At 68.3% G+C, this 15,295-nt stretch carries 18 protein-coding genes and 1 pseudogene; 13 read left to right on the forward strand and 6 right to left on the reverse strand.

The window, feature by feature from the left end:
- Positions 1 to 12: 12 nt before the first annotated feature.
- Complete coding sequence (locus tag LI92_RS07570; RefSeq protein WP_502691410.1) at positions 13 to 684, reverse strand: cutinase family protein; 672 nt, start codon at positions 682 to 684, stop codon at positions 13 to 15.
- 423 nt (positions 685 to 1,107) lie between these two features.
- Between LI92_RS07570 and LI92_RS24495 the strand changes: the two are divergent.
- The 7 genes and pseudogenes from LI92_RS24495 to LI92_RS23700 form a co-directional block, all read left to right on the forward strand.
- A pseudogene (locus LI92_RS24495) lies at positions 1,108 to 1,338 on the forward strand (hemophore-related protein); the annotation flags it as partial.
- A gap of 193 nt (positions 1,339 to 1,531) precedes the next feature.
- Positions 1,532 to 2,413, forward strand: a complete 882-nt coding sequence (locus LI92_RS07580) for a Rieske (2Fe-2S) protein (protein ID WP_046317670.1) — start codon at positions 1,532 to 1,534, stop codon at positions 2,411 to 2,413.
- A 322-nt stretch (positions 2,414 to 2,735) separates the two neighbouring features.
- Positions 2,736 to 3,305 carry a type 1 glutamine amidotransferase domain-containing protein gene (locus tag LI92_RS07585; protein ID WP_046317672.1) on the forward strand — a complete coding sequence of 190 codons (570 nt, stop codon included), beginning with the start codon at positions 2,736 to 2,738 and terminating at the stop codon, positions 3,303 to 3,305.
- The gene (locus LI92_RS07590; protein WP_046317674.1) at positions 3,305 to 3,646 is read left to right on the forward strand and encodes a hypothetical protein; all 342 of its coding nucleotides are present in this window, start codon (positions 3,305 to 3,307) and stop codon (positions 3,644 to 3,646) included. Before LI92_RS07585 ends, LI92_RS07590 begins: the two co-directional genes overlap by 1 nt.
- 53 nt (positions 3,647 to 3,699) lie before the next feature.
- On the forward strand, positions 3,700 to 5,157 hold the full coding sequence (locus LI92_RS07595; RefSeq protein ID WP_046317676.1) for an aminotransferase class I/II-fold pyridoxal phosphate-dependent enzyme: 1,458 nt from the start codon (positions 3,700 to 3,702) through the stop codon (positions 5,155 to 5,157).
- Positions 5,158 to 5,193: 36 nt separating this feature from the next.
- Positions 5,194 to 5,754: a hemerythrin domain-containing protein gene (locus tag LI92_RS07600; RefSeq protein ID WP_046317699.1), complete on the forward strand. Its 561-nt coding sequence runs from the start codon at positions 5,194 to 5,196 to the stop codon at positions 5,752 to 5,754.
- Complete coding sequence (locus tag LI92_RS23700; protein WP_192830001.1) at positions 5,754 to 5,909, forward strand: DUF6131 family protein; 156 nt, start codon at positions 5,754 to 5,756, stop codon at positions 5,907 to 5,909. Before LI92_RS07600 ends, LI92_RS23700 begins: the two co-directional genes overlap by 1 nt.
- Before the next feature lie 38 nt (positions 5,910 to 5,947).
- On the opposite strand, the gene LI92_RS07605 is transcribed toward LI92_RS23700, so the two are convergent.
- Positions 5,948 to 6,883 carry an esterase family protein gene (locus LI92_RS07605; RefSeq protein ID WP_046317678.1) on the reverse strand — a complete coding sequence of 312 codons (936 nt, stop codon included), beginning with the start codon at positions 6,881 to 6,883 and terminating at the stop codon, positions 5,948 to 5,950.
- A 274-nt stretch (positions 6,884 to 7,157) separates the two neighbouring features.
- On the opposite strand from LI92_RS07605, the gene LI92_RS07610 reads away from it, so the two are divergent.
- A complete protein-coding gene (locus LI92_RS07610; protein ID WP_082109608.1) occupies positions 7,158 to 7,871 on the forward strand; it encodes a cutinase family protein in 714 nt (237 codons plus the stop codon).
- Positions 7,872 to 7,979: 108 nt separating this feature from the next.
- Here LI92_RS07610 and LI92_RS07615 read toward each other — a convergent pair whose 3' ends face one another.
- Positions 7,980 to 8,405, reverse strand: a complete 426-nt coding sequence (locus tag LI92_RS07615; RefSeq protein ID WP_046317679.1) for an STAS domain-containing protein — start codon at positions 8,403 to 8,405, stop codon at positions 7,980 to 7,982.
- 280 nt (positions 8,406 to 8,685) lie between these two features.
- On the opposite strand from LI92_RS07615, the gene LI92_RS07620 reads away from it, so the two are divergent.
- Both LI92_RS07620 and LI92_RS07625 read left to right on the forward strand, forming a co-directional pair.
- Positions 8,686 to 9,684 carry a glycosyltransferase gene (locus tag LI92_RS07620; protein ID WP_046317681.1) on the forward strand — a complete coding sequence of 333 codons (999 nt, stop codon included), beginning with the start codon at positions 8,686 to 8,688 and terminating at the stop codon, positions 9,682 to 9,684.
- A gap of 291 nt (positions 9,685 to 9,975) precedes the next feature.
- Positions 9,976 to 10,665, forward strand: coding sequence for a GAF and ANTAR domain-containing protein (locus LI92_RS07625; RefSeq protein WP_046317682.1), 690 nt, complete (start codon positions 9,976 to 9,978; stop codon positions 10,663 to 10,665).
- A gap of 52 nt (positions 10,666 to 10,717) precedes the next feature.
- On the opposite strand, the gene LI92_RS07630 is transcribed toward LI92_RS07625, so the two are convergent.
- Both LI92_RS07630 and LI92_RS07635 read right to left on the reverse strand, forming a co-directional pair.
- Positions 10,718 to 11,446, reverse strand: a complete 729-nt coding sequence (locus tag LI92_RS07630; RefSeq protein WP_082109610.1) for an STAS domain-containing protein — start codon at positions 11,444 to 11,446, stop codon at positions 10,718 to 10,720.
- 224 nt (positions 11,447 to 11,670) lie between these two features.
- Positions 11,671 to 12,363, reverse strand: a complete 693-nt coding sequence (locus tag LI92_RS07635) for a PAS and ANTAR domain-containing protein (RefSeq protein WP_502691411.1) — start codon at positions 12,361 to 12,363, stop codon at positions 11,671 to 11,673.
- A 614-nt stretch (positions 12,364 to 12,977) separates the two neighbouring features.
- Between LI92_RS07635 and LI92_RS07640 the strand changes: the two genes are divergently transcribed.
- The gene (locus LI92_RS07640) at positions 12,978 to 13,184 is read left to right on the forward strand and encodes a hypothetical protein (RefSeq protein WP_046317686.1); all 207 of its coding nucleotides are present in this window, start codon (positions 12,978 to 12,980) and stop codon (positions 13,182 to 13,184) included.
- Positions 13,181 to 14,170, forward strand: a complete 990-nt coding sequence (locus LI92_RS07645) for a glycosyltransferase family 2 protein (protein WP_052740731.1) — start codon at positions 13,181 to 13,183, stop codon at positions 14,168 to 14,170. Before LI92_RS07640 ends, LI92_RS07645 begins: the two co-directional genes overlap by 4 nt.
- Positions 14,171 to 14,398: 228 nt before the next feature.
- On the opposite strand, the gene LI92_RS07650 is transcribed toward LI92_RS07645, so the two are convergent.
- Entirely contained in the window at positions 14,399 to 14,680 is a 282-nt protein-coding gene (locus tag LI92_RS07650) for a hypothetical protein (protein ID WP_046317687.1), read from the reverse strand.
- 74 nt (positions 14,681 to 14,754) lie between these two features.
- On the opposite strand from LI92_RS07650, the gene LI92_RS07655 reads away from it, so the two are divergent.
- A partial coding sequence (locus LI92_RS07655) for a UdgX family uracil-DNA binding protein (RefSeq protein ID WP_046317689.1) occupies positions 14,755 to 15,295 on the forward strand: 541 nt, incomplete at its 3' end.

The following is a 15,295-nucleotide window of genomic DNA, read 5'->3' on the forward strand; positions in this document are numbered from 1 at the left end:
TCGCCTCGCGAGTCACAGCGGCTGCCCCGGCGGTCCTGTCGGCGGCAGGAGGCGGCTGACCGCGAAGTCTGCCGCCTGGGCGGTCATCCCGTTTGCCGCATACGCCGCGTGCGCGCTGCCGTCGCCGCCCGTCGAACAGATCGGGTCCCCGGGCGCACACAGGTCGATCGTCTTGGCGGCGTAGGCCGGTCCGACCGCCAGAGCCGGCGCCCCGAGCGAATTGAGAAACGCCGGTGACGGCTTGCCCAGTAGCGCGACGGCAGAGACGTGGCCTGCGGCGTCGGGCGGCAATGCCTCGCCAAGCCCCCCCGCTGCGGGTTCGGTCACATACCCGATCAGAGCCGCGCCGCGCGAATATCCGCCGAGCACGAGTTGGGTAGCCGGGCACCCGGCTGTCATCTCCCGGATATGGCGGGAGGCGTCGGCGACACCGGCGGTCGACGGGCCGAACTCGGGCACCGCGGGGAAGTCGACCGGGTAGACACCCACGGCTCGTCCCCAGGTGCGCCAGCGCAGGGCGTCGATGAACTGCTGACCCATCCACCCGACTCCGGGCGGCTCACCCGTACCGCGGGCGAAAACCACCTCGACGTCTGGACAACCCGCGGCAACCGCGGGGCCGGGGGAAGTCCAGCCCAGCACGGCTCCCCAGCCCAGCACGGCTCCGCCCGCCAGACCCGCCACAGCGAGGACTCGAGTAATCACAGCACTGGGTCCGATACCCACTGCCACCGGCAGGCAAACCGTGGTTTAGCCCGGGCGAAAACGGCAAGCCTAGTGCGGTGCCGTCGTCGACGGAACACGAGTGGAAGGGGAAATTCCATGATCACAACGTCTTTGGCCAGGCTTGCCGCCACCGGTGGCATGGCGCTGGCGCTGGCGGCCGGCACCGGACTGGCGAACGCCGAGCCGACCCAGCCGGGCGTCCCCGGCGTCCCGGGCGTCCCCGGCGTTCCTGGTGCCCCCGGTGTTCCGGGCCCGGGCACCCCGGGGCAACCGGGCATCCCCGGCCAGCCCGTTCCGCCGGGTCAGCAGGGTGTCCCGCCGGGTCAGCTGAACCCGCCCGGCCAGCCGGGAGCGCCCGGTCATTGGTCGCAGCATCCCGCGGTGAACACCACGTGCAGCTACTCCCAGGTGGTCGCGGCGATGAACGCGCAATCTCCCGAAGCGGCAGCACAATTCAACGCCGCACCACTGGCGCAGTCGTTCCTGCAGAACTTCCTCAACTCGCCGGCACCCCAGCGTGAGGAGATGCTCGAACAGGCGCAGGCGGTGCCCGAGGCAGCACAGTACATCAACCTCGTCGGTCCCATCGCCAAGACGTGTGACAAGTACTGAATGACGTCCTGGTCGGCCGGGGCCGGCAGCACCATCGCGGACGGGCCAAACGGGGGACCGCCCCTTTGGCGGCGGGAGACGCGATGGTGCGGTCCCGGACGGGTTGACCGTGGCGGCACCGTGGCCGCCGCGGTCGCCCGCAGCCGGTAGCACGGCCAGACAGATACGGCCCACATCCATGATCGGAGGGGACATGCCCACACAATCGACGGCCACAGTGCTGGCCCGGCGCCTGACCGAGGCCGTGGAACACGCAGGCGTTCTGGACACCCCGGCTCAGCTGGCCGCCGCCCGAGTGCGTCGGCTGATCGGGCGGGGCAGGCTCAAAGACCTCATCAGCGGAACCGGATTGGGGCATCCCGCCCATCCGCCGATGACCAGCCTGGTTATCGGCTCGTTTCTGTCTGCGCTGCTGCTGGACGTGCTGGCCCCGCGGTCCGGCTCGGCGGCGGCCAACCGCCTGACCGCAGTCGGCATCGTCGCGTTCGCCCCGACAGCCATCACCGGTATCAGCGACTGGGCCGACACCGAACTGTCCGATGAAGCGGTCCGCCGGGTGGGCCTGGCCCACGCCAGCGCCAATTCCGGGGCGCTGCTGCTCTATGTTGCGTCGCTGGTCAACCGGCTGCGGGGCAGGCGATTGCGCGCTGCATCGCTGGGCCTCGGTGGCGCCCTCACCCTGGGCCTGGGCGGCTATCTGGGCGGCCACCTGGCCTATGCCCGCGGCGTCGGCGTCAAGCAGACCGTGTTCGACCCGGGCCCGGCCGGCTGGACACCGGTTCTCGACAGTGCCGAACTGGTCGAGGACCGCCTGCTTGCCGCCCATGCCGACGGCACACCGGTGTTGCTGCTTCGCCACGGTGGACGGGTGTTGGCCATCCACGACCGTTGCGGGCACCGTGGCTGCCTGCTGAGCAAGGGTGACGTGGACGGCACCGTGGTGACCTGCCCGTGCCACGGCTCACGCTTCGACATCAGCGACGGGACGCTGCTCCGGGGGCCGGCCACCGGTGATCAGCCGGCGCTGGAGTGCCGTGAGGTCGGCGGCCGGATCGAGGTGCGCGCAGCACCCTGACCGCGGCAATCGTCGCTATCGCTTCGCCCACCGGGCCCGTGGCGCTCTGTCTGCGCCGGGGCCCGGCATCCACGGGTACGACAGCCATGGGGCTGCGGACCGGGCCGGCCCGGACGGTAGGCCGGCCCGGCGGTCAATGCCCCGCAGCGCCGCTTTTGTGTGCGGCTGTCGGGTGAACTCTCCCGCACTCGGCCCGTCCCTTCATGACTGGCGGGATACCCCCGCAATTGCACTGCTACACCACCCTTTCCGTTTCTGTACCCGGCGGCCCGGGTATGCGAGCCGGTACGGGGCAACCGCCGCGAGCACGGAAGGGGAGATCATGTCCAGACCACTGGAGGGCCGACGGATCGCATTTCTGGTGGCGCCGGAGGGTGCCGAACAGGTCGAGCTGACCGAGCCCTGGCGCGCGGTCACCGAGGCAGGTGGGCGGGCAGTGCTGGTGTCCACCGACGCGGGGCCGGTTCAGGCGTTCAACCATCTGGACCGCGGAGACAAATTCCCCGTGGACCGACAGGTCAACGACGTGTCGGCCGACGACTTCGACGCGCTCGTCCTGCCGGGCGGGGTGGCCAACCCCGACCAGTTGCGCATGCAGGAACGGGCGGTGGCGTTCATCCGGGAATTCTTCGACGCCGGCAAACCTGTCGCAGTCATCTGCCACGGCCCCTGGACGCTGGTGGAAGCCGGTGTCGTGCGCGGCAGGCAGCTCACGTCGTGGCCCAGTTTGCGCACCGACATCGTCAACGCCGGTGGCCAGTGGGTCGACCGGGAAGTGGTTCGCTGCGAGGGCGGGCCGTCGGTGCTGGTGTCGAGCCGCAAACCCGACGACCTGCCCGCGTTCTGCAGCGCGCTGGTCGAGGAGTTCGCGGTACGGGGGGCGCGGTTGTGATGGCAGAGCCGATTGCTGCCGAGACGGACAATCGCCGAGCGCGGCTGTGGGTCAACTGGGTGGCGGCATTGCTGACCGTCGCGGGTGCCGCTCTGGTCATGGTGTTCGCGACGGGGGCGGTGCTCAGTACGGCCGCCTGCAGCACCGGAAGCTGCCCGGACCTCGGGCCGAGCGGAGCGGTCTTCGGCGCGCTCTATTACGGCGCTCCGGTGATCGCCGCACTGACGGTTCTGGCTTCGTTCTTCACCGCGGGGCGGCGCCGCGGATTCCTGGTGCCGGTGGCCGGTTGGGTGCTGCTGACCGCCGATCTCCTGGCGTTGCTCGTCGCCTTTCGGCGCTGACGTGCCCGCATCCGTCGGTTACCCGCCGCCCCGCCTGGGTATGCGTCACCGCTATGGATCAGCGCCAGGCACCCGTACTGGAAGCTTTGGCCGACTACCAACGCCGGGATCGGTACGGGTTCAGCCCGCCCGGACATCGACAGGGCCGCGGGGCCGACGCGTCGGTGCTCGACGCGCTGGGGGGCGACCTCTTCGCGGCCGACGTGCTTGCGCGCGGCGGTTTGGACGACTGGCAGGCGCGCGGCCGATTCCTCACCGACGCCGAGCAACTGATGGCGGACGCAGTTGGCGCGTCGGCGGCCTTCTTCTCCACCTGCGGCAGTTCGCTGTCTGTTCGGGCCGCCATGATGGCGGTCGCCGGCACCGACGGAGGGCTGCTGCTGCCGCGCGACAGCCACAAAGCGGTGGTGGGCGGCCTGATCTTCTCCGGTATCGCACCGCGTTGGATCACCCCGCGCTGGGATGCCGAGCGGCATCTGTGTCATCCGCCGTCGCCCGAACGGGTCGCCGGGGCCTGGGAGGAGAACCCCGATGCCGCGGGAGCACTGGTTGTCAGCCCCTCGCCGTACGGCACGTGCGCGGACCTGGCTGCCATCGCCGAGATCTGTCATCGTCGGGGCAAGCCGCTGATCGTCGACGAGGCGTGGGGGGCCCACCTGCCCTTCCACGAGAACTTGCCGACCTGGGCGATGGACGCCGGCGCCGACGTCTGCGTGGTCAGCGTGCACAAGATGGGGGCCGGATTCGAACAGGGCTCGGTTTACCACGTCCAGGGCGACCTCATCGACTGGGATCGGCTCCGGGCGTGCGCCGACCTTTTGATGACCACCAGCCCCAGCGTGCCGATCTACGCGGCGCTCGACGGCTGGCGACGGCAGATGGTGCGACACGGGCATGAACTGTTGGACGCCGCATTGACGCTGGCCGGTGACGTGCGTGGCCGCATCGCTGAGATCCCCGACGTCGAGGTGCTCGAAGATGCCCTGCTCGGCACAGAGGCCTCGCACGATCTGGACCGGTTGCAGGTGCTCATTGATGTGTCGGGCACCGGTACCTCGGGCTACCAGGCACGAGATTGGTTACGCGAACACCGTTGCCTTGACGTGGGATTGGCCGATCATCGACGGGTGCTGGCCACGCTGTCGTTCGCCGACGATCCCAGCACCGCTGACCGGCTGCTGGATGCGTTGCGCGGGTGGCGAAGCGCCGCGGCGCGTTTCGACCCGCCGACCCCGATCAGCCTGCCCTCACCGCGGGACCTGCAGCTGGACTCTGTGCAGCTGCCCCGAGACGCCTTCTTCGGCGCCACCGAAATGGTCGCGGCATCGCGGGCCGCCGGGCGCGTCGCGGCCGAGCAGATCACGCCGTATCCGCCCGGAGTTCCCGCGGTGGTGCCCGGCGAGCGACTCACCCCCGCGGTCATCGATTATCTGCGCTCGGGGCTAACGGCCGGAATGGTGCTGCCCGACGCCACCGATTCGACACTGGAGCACATCCGCGTGGTCGCCTAGGGTTTTGCCCCCTGCCGGTGGGGGTAGCCAGTGAACATGGCACACAACACTTTGCACGGCCCCATTGACGTCGTTGACTTCCTCACCGAACAGCATCATCGGATCAAGGACCTGTTCGACGAGACGCTGCGGGCTGCCGGCGGCGAGCGCGACGAGTCGTTCGTTCGGCTGCGCCGCCTGCTGGCCGTGCACGAGACGGCCGAAGAGGAGATCGTGCACCCGCGGGCCGCCCACGAACTCAAGGACGGCCGCAGCATGATCCAGGCACGCCTGGCCGAGGAGAAGCAGGCCAAAACGACGCTCAGCGAACTTGAGGGCGTCGACGTCGATTCGGAGTTGTTCACCGAAAAGCTCCGGGAACTGCGTGACGACGTCGTCCACCACGCCGAGCACGAAGAGCGTGAGGAGTTTGCGGGACTGCGCAGCGAGCTCAGCGACTCCGAGCTCAAGCTGCTGGAGCGTGCGGTCAAGCTCGCGGAAACCATCGCGCCGACCCGGCCACACCCCGGGGTGGAGGGCGCACTGGCAAATGCCTTCGTCGGGCCGTTCGCCTCGATGATGGATCGCGCGCGTGACGCGATCCTGGGGTACGACTGATGATCGGCCTCGGACTGCTGCTCCTGATCCTGGGACTGGTGTTCGGCGTCTACGTGCTCTGGGCGATCGGGATCGTCCTGCTGGTCATCGGGGCCGTGTTCTGGCTACTCGGTAGAGCGGGACGGCCGGTCGGCGGCAGACGGCACTGGTACTGACCACCGACCGACCCTCGCGGGTCAGCGCGGCGCCGCCGTCACACCCGCCCGCCGGCGCCCAGTGTGCTCTGCATGTCCGCCTTCATGGCCACCAGTTGCGCGTTCCAGTAGCCCCAGCTGTGCACCCCGCTGCTGTCGATGTTGAACGTTGCGTTGTGGCCGCCCGCGCCGGTGTAGGCGTCGCGGAAGGCGACGTTGCTCTGCATGACGATCTGTTCAATCACCTGTCCGGGAAGGCTTCCCTCGCCGATGATCTCCGACGGCGTGCCGTTGCCGCTGTAGATCCACAGCCGAGTGTTGTTGCCCGCCAGGCGCCCGGCCTGCACTGTCGGATCGTTGCGTTGCCAGCCGGCGCTGCCCGAGGGTCCCCACATGTCCTGCGGGTTGAACCCGCCCTCATCGTTCATCGCCATGCCGATCAGCGTGGGACCGTTGCCGCTCGACGGCGTCAACAGCGCGGAAAGCGATCCTGCGTAGGCGAACTGCTGCGGATGATAGGCGGCAAGCGTCAGCGCTGAGGACCCGGACATCGAGACCCCCACCACCGCGTTTCGGCTTGAACGCACGCCTTTGCCGGACAGGAAGTTGGGCAGCTCGCTGGTCAGGAAGGTCTCCCATTTGTAGGTCTGCCCATTGGCCGAGCCGTACCAGTCGGAGTAGAAGCTGGAGCGCCCGCCGACCGGCGCCACCACCGAGATTCCCGAACCGCTGTATTCGTTGAACGCCGGCGTTTCGATGTCCCAGCCGCTGCGGTCGTCCCGGGCCCGCAGGCCGTCGAGCAGGTAGACGGCCGGCGCACCGCCGCCCTGGAATTCCACAGTGATGTTGCGGCCCATGCTCGCCGAGGGGACCTGCAAGAACTCTGGACCGGCCGCCGCCGCGGGCCCAGACGCCACGCCGAAGCCGATGGCGGGCAGCAACGCCACGGTGAGCGCGATTCCCCGACCCCGGCGGTGCATTGTGCTTTTCGACATATTTTCTCCCCTTTTCACGCAGACCCGACGCCAGAGCCCGGCGGCCGGGTGCGAGAGGGGAGAAAGTCCACACAGGGCCCGTGAGGCTTGGTTTGATCCGCTGGCATATCAGACACCACGGATCGCTGCCCTTCCGTCTGAAGGCAGAGACCTGACCTACCTGTCTTAACAAAGCAGGGGGCCGTTGTCCAGTGGTGCTGCGAATACCGCGGGCGCCCATAAAATTTTGGCTCGGTCGGTTTGAGTGGGTCCAGAGGTGGTTACCTCCATCGACATGTTCGCGCCTACCTGTCTCGGTTCCCTTGCCCCGCTGGCGTTCGCGGTATCCGCGGCCGGAGGGTCGGTGCTGCTCGGTCCGGGTGCTCCCGTGGCGGGCGCCGCCCCGTGCCCCGATACCGAGGTGGTCTTTGCCCGGGGGACCGGCGAAGCGCCCGGCGTCGGCCCGACCGGACAAGCGTTCCTCAACGCGCTGAACGCGCGCCTGGGAACCAGCCCGGCCGTATACGCGGTCAACTACCCGGCCAATGACCACTGGGACACCGGGGTGGACGGCATTCGTGACGCGGGAGCGCACGTCGTCTCCCGAGCCACGGCCTGCCCGAATACCAAGATGGTGCTGGGCGGTTACTCCCAGGGCGCCGCGGTGATGGGCTTCGTGACGTCGGCTCAGGTCCCCGACGGGGTGGACCCCGCGACCGTGCCCAAACCCCTGGATCCCGACATCGCCGAGCACGTCGCAGCCGTGGTGCTGTTTGCCATGCCCAATGAGCGGGCGATGAATTTCCTCAATGAGCCCGCGGTCGTGATCGGCCCCCCGTACCGGAGTAAGACGCTGCAGGTGTGCGCACCGGAGGACGCGGTGTGTTCCGACGGTATGAATTTCTCCGCACATGACAGTTATGCCGGGGCTGATGCCTCGATGGTTCAGCAGGGAGCGGACTTTGTGGCCAACCAGCTGGCGCGAGGGGTCGGGTCGGCTAGTCGGTGACCGGCGGCTCGTCGGATTCGTGGAGCGTCGAGGGTCAGGAGCTGAGGGGCCGCAACGACATTCGCTCCGAGGCAGCAGCCGTGGGCCGCAGGCCTCGGAGCGAAGTACTCAGGGGCGCCGTCCCAGGCTCTGCACGCCCGCCAGAGCTTCGGTCAGGGACGACGAGGTCGGCAGGGCCTGCGTCGGGTCGCAGATACGCAGCAGGCGCGTTACCGCCGCGCCGGGCACCGTCGTGCAGTGGACGCTGGTCTTAGCGCATCGTTCGGCAATGGTCCGCAACGCCGAAAAACCTGCGACACCAAAAAAATCCACGTCATCGAGGTCCAGAATCAACCATTCGCAGTAGAGCGCGGAGTGCTGCACGTAGTCGGCCAGTTGGCCGGCGTTGGCGGCGTCGAGTTCGCCACCCACGGTGACCACCGCACCGCAGCGTCCCCAGCGGGTTACAGAGCGCGCGGTGCGGCTTTCCCAGGTATCGGATGGGGGAGCGGCGTGCGGCGGCGATGCCGAGCCGACGGTTTTCAAAGCGGGCATGGGGATTACTCCATCAGCTAAAACTCATACTGTGGATCGCGTCGATGCGAGTTACACCTTCACGGATGAGATGCAGGGAGGAAGCCGCCCTGCCAGCGTGGGTGACGCGTCTTTCCGGGTGGCTGTGAACTCAACCTGCTACTGAACCTACGCCGATATTCGCCGCTCTGCAACGATTCGGTAACGGCAGTTATGGGAGTGCGCCCCGATTCCGTTGCAGCAAACCGCTTCCCCGTGGATTTCGGTGTTTAACCGCCGCAGGTCGGGGTAAAAGCCGAAAATGGCGTTTGCGCAGACCACCCCGCGTTGCATCCTGGTCTGGCATGTGCACGGCTCATGGATGGATTCGTTTGTCGCGGGTCCGCACCGCTATCTCATTCCGGTCAACGCGCCTCGTGATCCCGACGGGCGGGGGTGCTGCGGCCGGGACTGGCGGCAGGCGCTGGAAGTTCCCGTGGGCGCCCTGCGCGATCGGGAGATCGACATGGTGGTGTTGCAGCGGCCACACGAAGTGGAACTGTCCGCACGCCTGCTGGGCCGCCGACCGGGAGTCGATGTCCCCGCGGTGTACGTCGAGCACAACACTCCGCGGCCGTTTGTGGTGGAGAGCCGACACCCGATCGCGGACCGCGACGACATCCCACTGATCCATGTCACCGCTTTCAACCAGCTGATGTGGGACAACGGCCGTGCGCCGACCGTGGTCATCGATCACGGGATCGCCGACCCGGGACATCTGTACACCGGCGACATTGCGGCCGCGGGTGTCCTGATCAACGAACCGCTGCGGCGGTGGCGCACGGTGGGCGCCGACCTGCTGGGCCTACTCGGGCAATCCGCGCCGGTCGACGTGTGGGGCATCGGCACCGAAGCCCTCAACGACCCGGCGCATCGGCGCCCGGGGGTGGTTGGCCGGGGAGACGTGCGGTCCGACCAGCTCATGAAGGAACTGGCGCACCGCCGGGTGTATCTGCATACCGCGCGCTGGACCTCGTTGGGACTGTCGCTACTGGAAGCCATGTTTCTGGGAATGCCGGTGGTGGCGGTGGCCGCCACCATGGCCCCGCTGGTGGTGCCGCCCGAGGCGGGTGTGGTCAGCGCCGACCTCGACACGTTGGGTGCCGCGCTCCGCGGCCTCATCGCCGACCGCTACCTGGCCGAGGTGGTCGGCAAGGCGGCCCGCAACTACGCCATGGAGCACTTCGGCCTGGATCGCTTCCTACGCCAATGGGACCAGGTCATCGAGGCGCAGAGCGGTACCGGGGGAGGGGCGCTGTAAAGGTCGGGGCCGACCTCGACACGGATCCCGAAGCGCGCCGGCTGTTAGAACTGGCGCGCTGAGCTTGGTGTTGCCGACCGGGTCTCGGGTGTGTTTTCCGGGAATCGGATCGGATCGCCGGCGACACGTTGCGGGTGTACCCACGGCTCCTGCCGGCCGTACCGCCCGCCCGCAGGGTGGCCTACGCGCCAGGATCCGGGTGAGCGCCGACATGCCTGTCGGGGCGTAGAAGTGGTTGCTGCGGCGCTGTCAACGGAGGAACATGGATGGATCTGACGGGCGGAGCGAAGGATGGCGGTGACGAGCCGCAACGACCTGATGCGCGATGTGGCTGATCTGGTTCAGAACTTGAATCAGCGATCGGGCACCGAACCTGACGGTGCGTTGGATGAGTTGGTGCTGAACCTCTTGACGCACATGCCCTGTGCCCAGCACGCCGGCGTCACGCTCGCCACCGCACGCGGCGAGGTCCAGACCCCCTGGGCCACCGATCGATACCCGGCTCTGTTGGACGATGTCCAGCGCCGTCTCGGCGACGGCCCCTGTCTGGCAGCGGCCTGGGAGCACCACGTGGTCCGGGTGGACGACATCGCGTGCGAGCAGCGCTGGCCGTCCTTCTGCCGGGAGGTGTTGGCCACCACGCCCATCCGGTCCATACTGGCTTTCGAGCTGTTCACCGGTCAGGACACCACCGGTGCGCTGAACTTCTACGCAGAGTCCGCCCACGCGTTCGACGGCGACGCGGTTGAGGTCGGCTTGATCCTGGCCACCCACGCCGCGCTGGCCTGGCACATGGTTCGCCGGGACGAACAGTTCCGCAGCGCGTTGGCCTCCCGCGACGTCATCGGTCAGGCCAAGGGCATGCTCATGGAACGGTTCAGCATCGACGCGGTGCAAGCGTTCGAGCTGCTCAAGCGACTGTCGCAGTCGTCCAACACTCCGCTGGCGGAGGTGGCGCAGCAGGTGGTGAACCACCGATGATGCCGTCGACGGCGGCCGCTCGCGTTGCGCCGGCTCGGCCGGGCGGCGATGGTCAAAGCCGGTTTTCCGGGCCGAGCACAGCCCACACCGTTTTGCCGTTCGGGGCGGGGTTGCTGCCCCATGCGCGAGACAGGGCGCCGACAACCGCCAGGCCGGAAGCCCGATCGGCTCCCCCAGTGGGGAGTTCGTGGCGAATCGCCGGGGTCTCACTGGTGTCGTGAACGGCGATGGTGATCGTGGCGCTGGTGCTTTCCAGCGCTACCACCACGGGGCTGTCGGTGTGCCGCAGCACGTTTTCCACCAGCACGTCGACGATCACCTGCGCTGCCGGTATCAGCAGTTCCAGTGACCAGTTGGTCAGCCATTCGGCGACGAATTCCCGGGAACCGCGCAGGCTGCTGACGCGATGCGGCAACAGCGCATGGACGCGGCGCCGCGGAAGCGGCTCCTGCGCCAGTGAGGCCACCGCCGACTCGACGTCGGAGTGCACCGAGAGGTGGCGCGTCACCCCGGCGTTCGCGAGCGTGGCGGCTACGTCCGATCGCGGGCAGACCAGCAGAATCGGTACAGCGGGCCATGTGCTGACGTGCCAATGGGCACTCGTGAACACCGACCAAGCCGACGACGCCGGGACATCGAGTCGACTGACATCGATCACCACTGCGGGCGGCTCCGCGAGTGCCGCCCGGATCACACAGTCGCGCAATTCGAGGTAGGTGCTGCTGTCCAACGTTCCGGCGGCGGTCAGCAGACAGACCCCGGCGGCGGTCGTCACCGTCACCGTCAGTTGACTTGGCGCGCTAGTCAAGGTCGTCCTCCCGCGGGCAGACCGGGCCGGCCGGCGACATCGCCTCAATCCCACCGGCCAACGCCCCCACGCCGACGACGCGCAGGGGGCGGGATCTGCCTGCCATCACACTCACCACATTTGGGTGGCTACCCACTCCGGCCACGTCGGCAACCTTCGCCGTGCGGCAGTGCCCAGCGTAGTCTTGCGGCCCGGTGTCAGGTCACGGTCAAAAGGGTGTGGTCCAGATCCGACAGGACGGCGCCCGGCAGCCTGCCGGTGAACGCCGCCAGGAAGCGGGTCGCCAGGTCGCGCACCTTGACGTTGGTTTCCTGGGAACGCCACACCAGAATGTCGAACGCCCGCTCGGCGGAGATGCCGTAGGCGACCATCAGCACACCCTTGGCCTGCTCGATCACGGCTCGTGACTGCGCAACCTCGGAGACCGCGGCGCTGACGTCGGCCTGCAGCGCCTCGGTGACATCGACGTAGAAGCCCGCCGTGCCGGTCACCACCCCAGCCTCGTCGAGCATGCGGTCGCCGACCACGATCACCCAGTGCTCCTGGCCGCCGGTGTCGATGATCCGGTGCCGGCTGCTGAACGGCTCGCCCTGTAGCACCCGCTCCAACACCTCGGCAACCTGGGGCCGGTCCTCGGGATGCTTGTGCTGCAGCAGCAACTCCGTGTTCGGCACGATCGTTCCGGGCTCGTAGCCGTGCATGCGCGCCACCGCATCCGACCATTCCCAGCGCTGCTCGCCCAGCCAGTACCGAAACCGGCCGACCCGCTGCGGCTCGCCATGGCCGACGATCAGGTCCAAGTCGCCGCTGTGGACCTCGGGATCGTCGTCCCGGGGCGTCGCGAAGGAAGCATCGACATCGCCGATCACCGCATACCCGCCTTCTCCCACCTCAACATGAGTCGATGTCACCACCGTCGGCGGACAGGCCGCGGCCTGGAAATGCAGGCGTGAACACCCGAACAATCCAGACCGCGCTACTTACTGAACGCCCGAGCTTCGTAACTATCCATACATTCCCCATGCCGTGCAACCACCTTGGCCGTGTTTCCCCGCACGTCGTGGTGGGTAAGCGCTGTGGCGACATGCGGGCAGGCTCCCGCAAAGGGGGCCTGTCGTTCAGTATCGACGTGATGGGAGGGGGTGGGTGATGCTTTCCACAACTGCGGACAAAACGGCGGCCGTGCTGGGCGGTTTCGCCGCTTCCACCGCGACCGCCAAGGCGGCCGCCGTGTCGGCAAGCGCGTCGCCGATTCGTCATACGTCCGCCGCGCCGGATGACCCACGCCGACGCTGCCCGGATATCCGCCTAGCCCGCAACAGTCTGCAGTGGCAACCAGTCGTTCCAGCCGCCGAGGGCCTTGAGCGGACCGTCTCCTGGTGCCGAAGACAGATCGGCTTCACCGCAAGTCATTAGAGAGCCGGTTTGTCAGCCGTTTAGCAGCGTTTCTGGTGGGTAGTCCACTGCGGTATCGAAGCGGTTCGCGTCGTCCGGGGGAGTACGGGTGCGAATTCTGGGCGTCAACGCCGTCTTCCACGACCCAGCCGCGGCGCTCGTGGTCGATGGCCGGATCGTCGCGGCCCGCTGGTGTCTGCAGCAGGGCGGTATCGGGCCGGAGGACCTCGACGCGGTCGAATACTCCTACGACCCCGACGTGGCCGAGGCCGGTGTGGGCGTGCTGCCCTTCGTGATTCGGCGGCATGCCCAATGACACCGAGCTACGCACTGGTGATACCGACGATTGGGCGCCCCTCGCTGAACCGGCTGCTGGCCGCGCTGAGCGAGGGGGGCCGGCTGCCGGCCGGCGAGGTGATCATCGTCGATGACCGCCCGGGCAGGCCGGCGCCGCTGTGGCCCACGACGGGCTTCCTTTCGATCGCCGGCCTGCGATCCGGGGGACGCGGACCGGCCGCCGCGCGCAACGTCGGATGGCGGGCCGCTCGCGCGGACTGGATCTGCTTTCTCGATGACGACGTGGTGCCCGGACGCAACTGGTGCGAGCGACTGGAGGCCGATCTGCGTGATGCCGGCCCGGACGTGGTCGGCTCGCAGGCGCGGGTCGTGGTGCCCAGGCCGGCTTACCGCCGCCCGTTCGATGACGAACGGCGCACCCTGCGACCGGCTGACGCCCGCTGGATCACCGCGGACATGGCCTATCGGCGCGATGCGCTGACGGCCTGCGGCGGTTTCGACGAACGTTTCCCGCGGGCATATCGCGAAGACGCCGATATTGCACTGCGCCTGACGAAGGCGGGTGGCCGGATCATCGTCGGGACCCGCGAGTCAGCGCACCCCATAGCCGGCCGAAGATTGGACGCCGGCCGCGTCTTGAGAAGTGTCGGCGCCCAGTGGGGCAACCGCGACGCCGCGCTGATGCGCCGCAAGTACGGCCACGGGTGGCGGGCCGCCATCGGCGCGGGCCGTTGGCGGTTGCCGCTGCATCTGATCGCCTGTGCCGCAGGCATGGCAGGAATTCTGGGGCTGCTGGGCCGCCGACGCCGACTGCTGCGCGCCGGGTGGCCGGCCTGGCTCGGGATCACCGCCGAGTTCGCGCTGCGAGGTATCGCCGCCGGGACCAGAAGCCGTCGTGAGGCGATCGCGATGGTGATCTCCAGCGTGCTCAGTCCTCCGGTGGTGGTGGCGCAGCGCGGCCGGTTCCTGACGGTCGTCAACAACCATCACCCCCGAAACAGTTGAAAACTCGCCCCGGGACTGCTCGGCGCGGCGGCCGACGCGCTCGAGATGACACACGCAACATCGTCGAACCCGGTGCCATTCGCCGTGCCCGCAGGACCTGCGTGGGCAACGGCAGGCCGGGTGGCTACTGACCACGCGTTACGACCGGGTTTTCGTCGTTGATGTTTATGCGCTGACCATCGGGGTAAACGCCCCCAAGAGCGTGCCACCGAAGGCACGACGGACTCATCAGGGGGGCACCATGGGTGCGCTGAGACTATCGGGCAAGACGCTGGGCTCATCGGTGGCGATCGCAGGTCTGGTGACCGCCGCAGTCGTGGTCGTGGCCGGGCCGGGTTCGGCCGGGCCCGCGAGCGCGGACCCCGAGTCCGTGGACACCTCGGAGGTGGACACCTCGGAGACCGTGAGCACTTCGGCCACGACGAGCTCCGCTACCACAACGATTTCGGAATCGACCTCAGTCAGCGCTCCGGCGACCGGGAACTGAACCGCATCGCCGTGCTCGATCACCTTCCGCCGCGGTGCGGCAGCAACACGCCGCCGTGGCGGACATCGCAGCGTGCTCGCGAACCGCTGGCATAGCGATGGCAGAGACGAAAGTTCCGGGTGCGCAACGCTACCTGCCGGAGCGGCGAACGCTGGCAGCGCTGCGCGAGGCAGCCGGTCGATGCCGCGGTTGCACCCTGTACCGCGATGCGACCCAGACCGTGTTCGGTGAGGGCCGCCGAGGCGCACCGTTGATGCTGGTCGGTGAACAACCCGGCGACCACGAGGATCTCGAGGGGCACCCGTTCGTGGGTCCCGCCGGGCGTTTGTTGGACCGAGCCGTCCGGGAGGCCGGCATCGATCCGGAACTGATCTATGTCACCAATGCCGTCAAACATTTCAAATTCACCAGCCGTACGGGAACCACCCGCCGGATCCACCAGACGCCCAGCCGCACCGAGGTGATCGCGTGCCGCCCGTGGCTGATCGCCGAGATCGATTCGGTGCGGCCTTACGTGGTGGTCTGTTTGGGCGCCACCGCCGCACAGTCGTTGCTGGGACCGTCATTTCGCGTCTCCCACGGTCGCGGAGAGCTGCGGTGCCTGCCGGGCCTGGCGGGATCCGGCGGCAGGCCGCAGG

This window comes from Mycobacterium sp. UM_Kg1 (genome assembly GCF_000972925.1).
Lineage (GTDB): Bacteria > Actinomycetota > Actinomycetes > Mycobacteriales > Mycobacteriaceae > Mycobacterium > Mycobacterium hiberniae.

Coding starts and splice junctions, on each gene's coding strand:
- LI92_RS07580 (WP_046317670.1), top strand. CDS start 1,532: ATGCCCACACAATCGACGGCCACAGTGCTGGCCCGGCGCCTGACCGAG.
- LI92_RS07585 (WP_046317672.1), top strand. CDS start 2,736: ATGTCCAGACCACTGGAGGGCCGACGGATCGCATTTCTGGTGGCGCCG.
- LI92_RS07590 (WP_046317674.1), top strand. CDS start 3,305: ATGGCAGAGCCGATTGCTGCCGAGACGGACAATCGCCGAGCGCGGCTG.
- LI92_RS07595 (WP_046317676.1), top strand. CDS start 3,700: ATGGATCAGCGCCAGGCACCCGTACTGGAAGCTTTGGCCGACTACCAA.
- LI92_RS07600 (WP_046317699.1), top strand. CDS start 5,194: ATGGCACACAACACTTTGCACGGCCCCATTGACGTCGTTGACTTCCTC.
- LI92_RS23700 (WP_192830001.1), top strand. CDS start 5,754: ATGATCGGCCTCGGACTGCTGCTCCTGATCCTGGGACTGGTGTTCGGC.
- LI92_RS07605 (WP_046317678.1), bottom strand. CDS start 6,883: ATGTCGAAAAGCACAATGCACCGCCGGGGTCGGGGAATCGCGCTCACC.
- LI92_RS07610 (WP_082109608.1), top strand. CDS start 7,158: ATGTTCGCGCCTACCTGTCTCGGTTCCCTTGCCCCGCTGGCGTTCGCG.
- LI92_RS07615 (WP_046317679.1), bottom strand. CDS start 8,405: ATGCCCGCTTTGAAAACCGTCGGCTCGGCATCGCCGCCGCACGCCGCT.
- LI92_RS07620 (WP_046317681.1), top strand. CDS start 8,686: ATGGCGTTTGCGCAGACCACCCCGCGTTGCATCCTGGTCTGGCATGTG.
- LI92_RS07625 (WP_046317682.1), top strand. CDS start 9,976: ATGGCGGTGACGAGCCGCAACGACCTGATGCGCGATGTGGCTGATCTG.
- LI92_RS07645 (WP_052740731.1), top strand. CDS start 13,181: ATGACACCGAGCTACGCACTGGTGATACCGACGATTGGGCGCCCCTCG.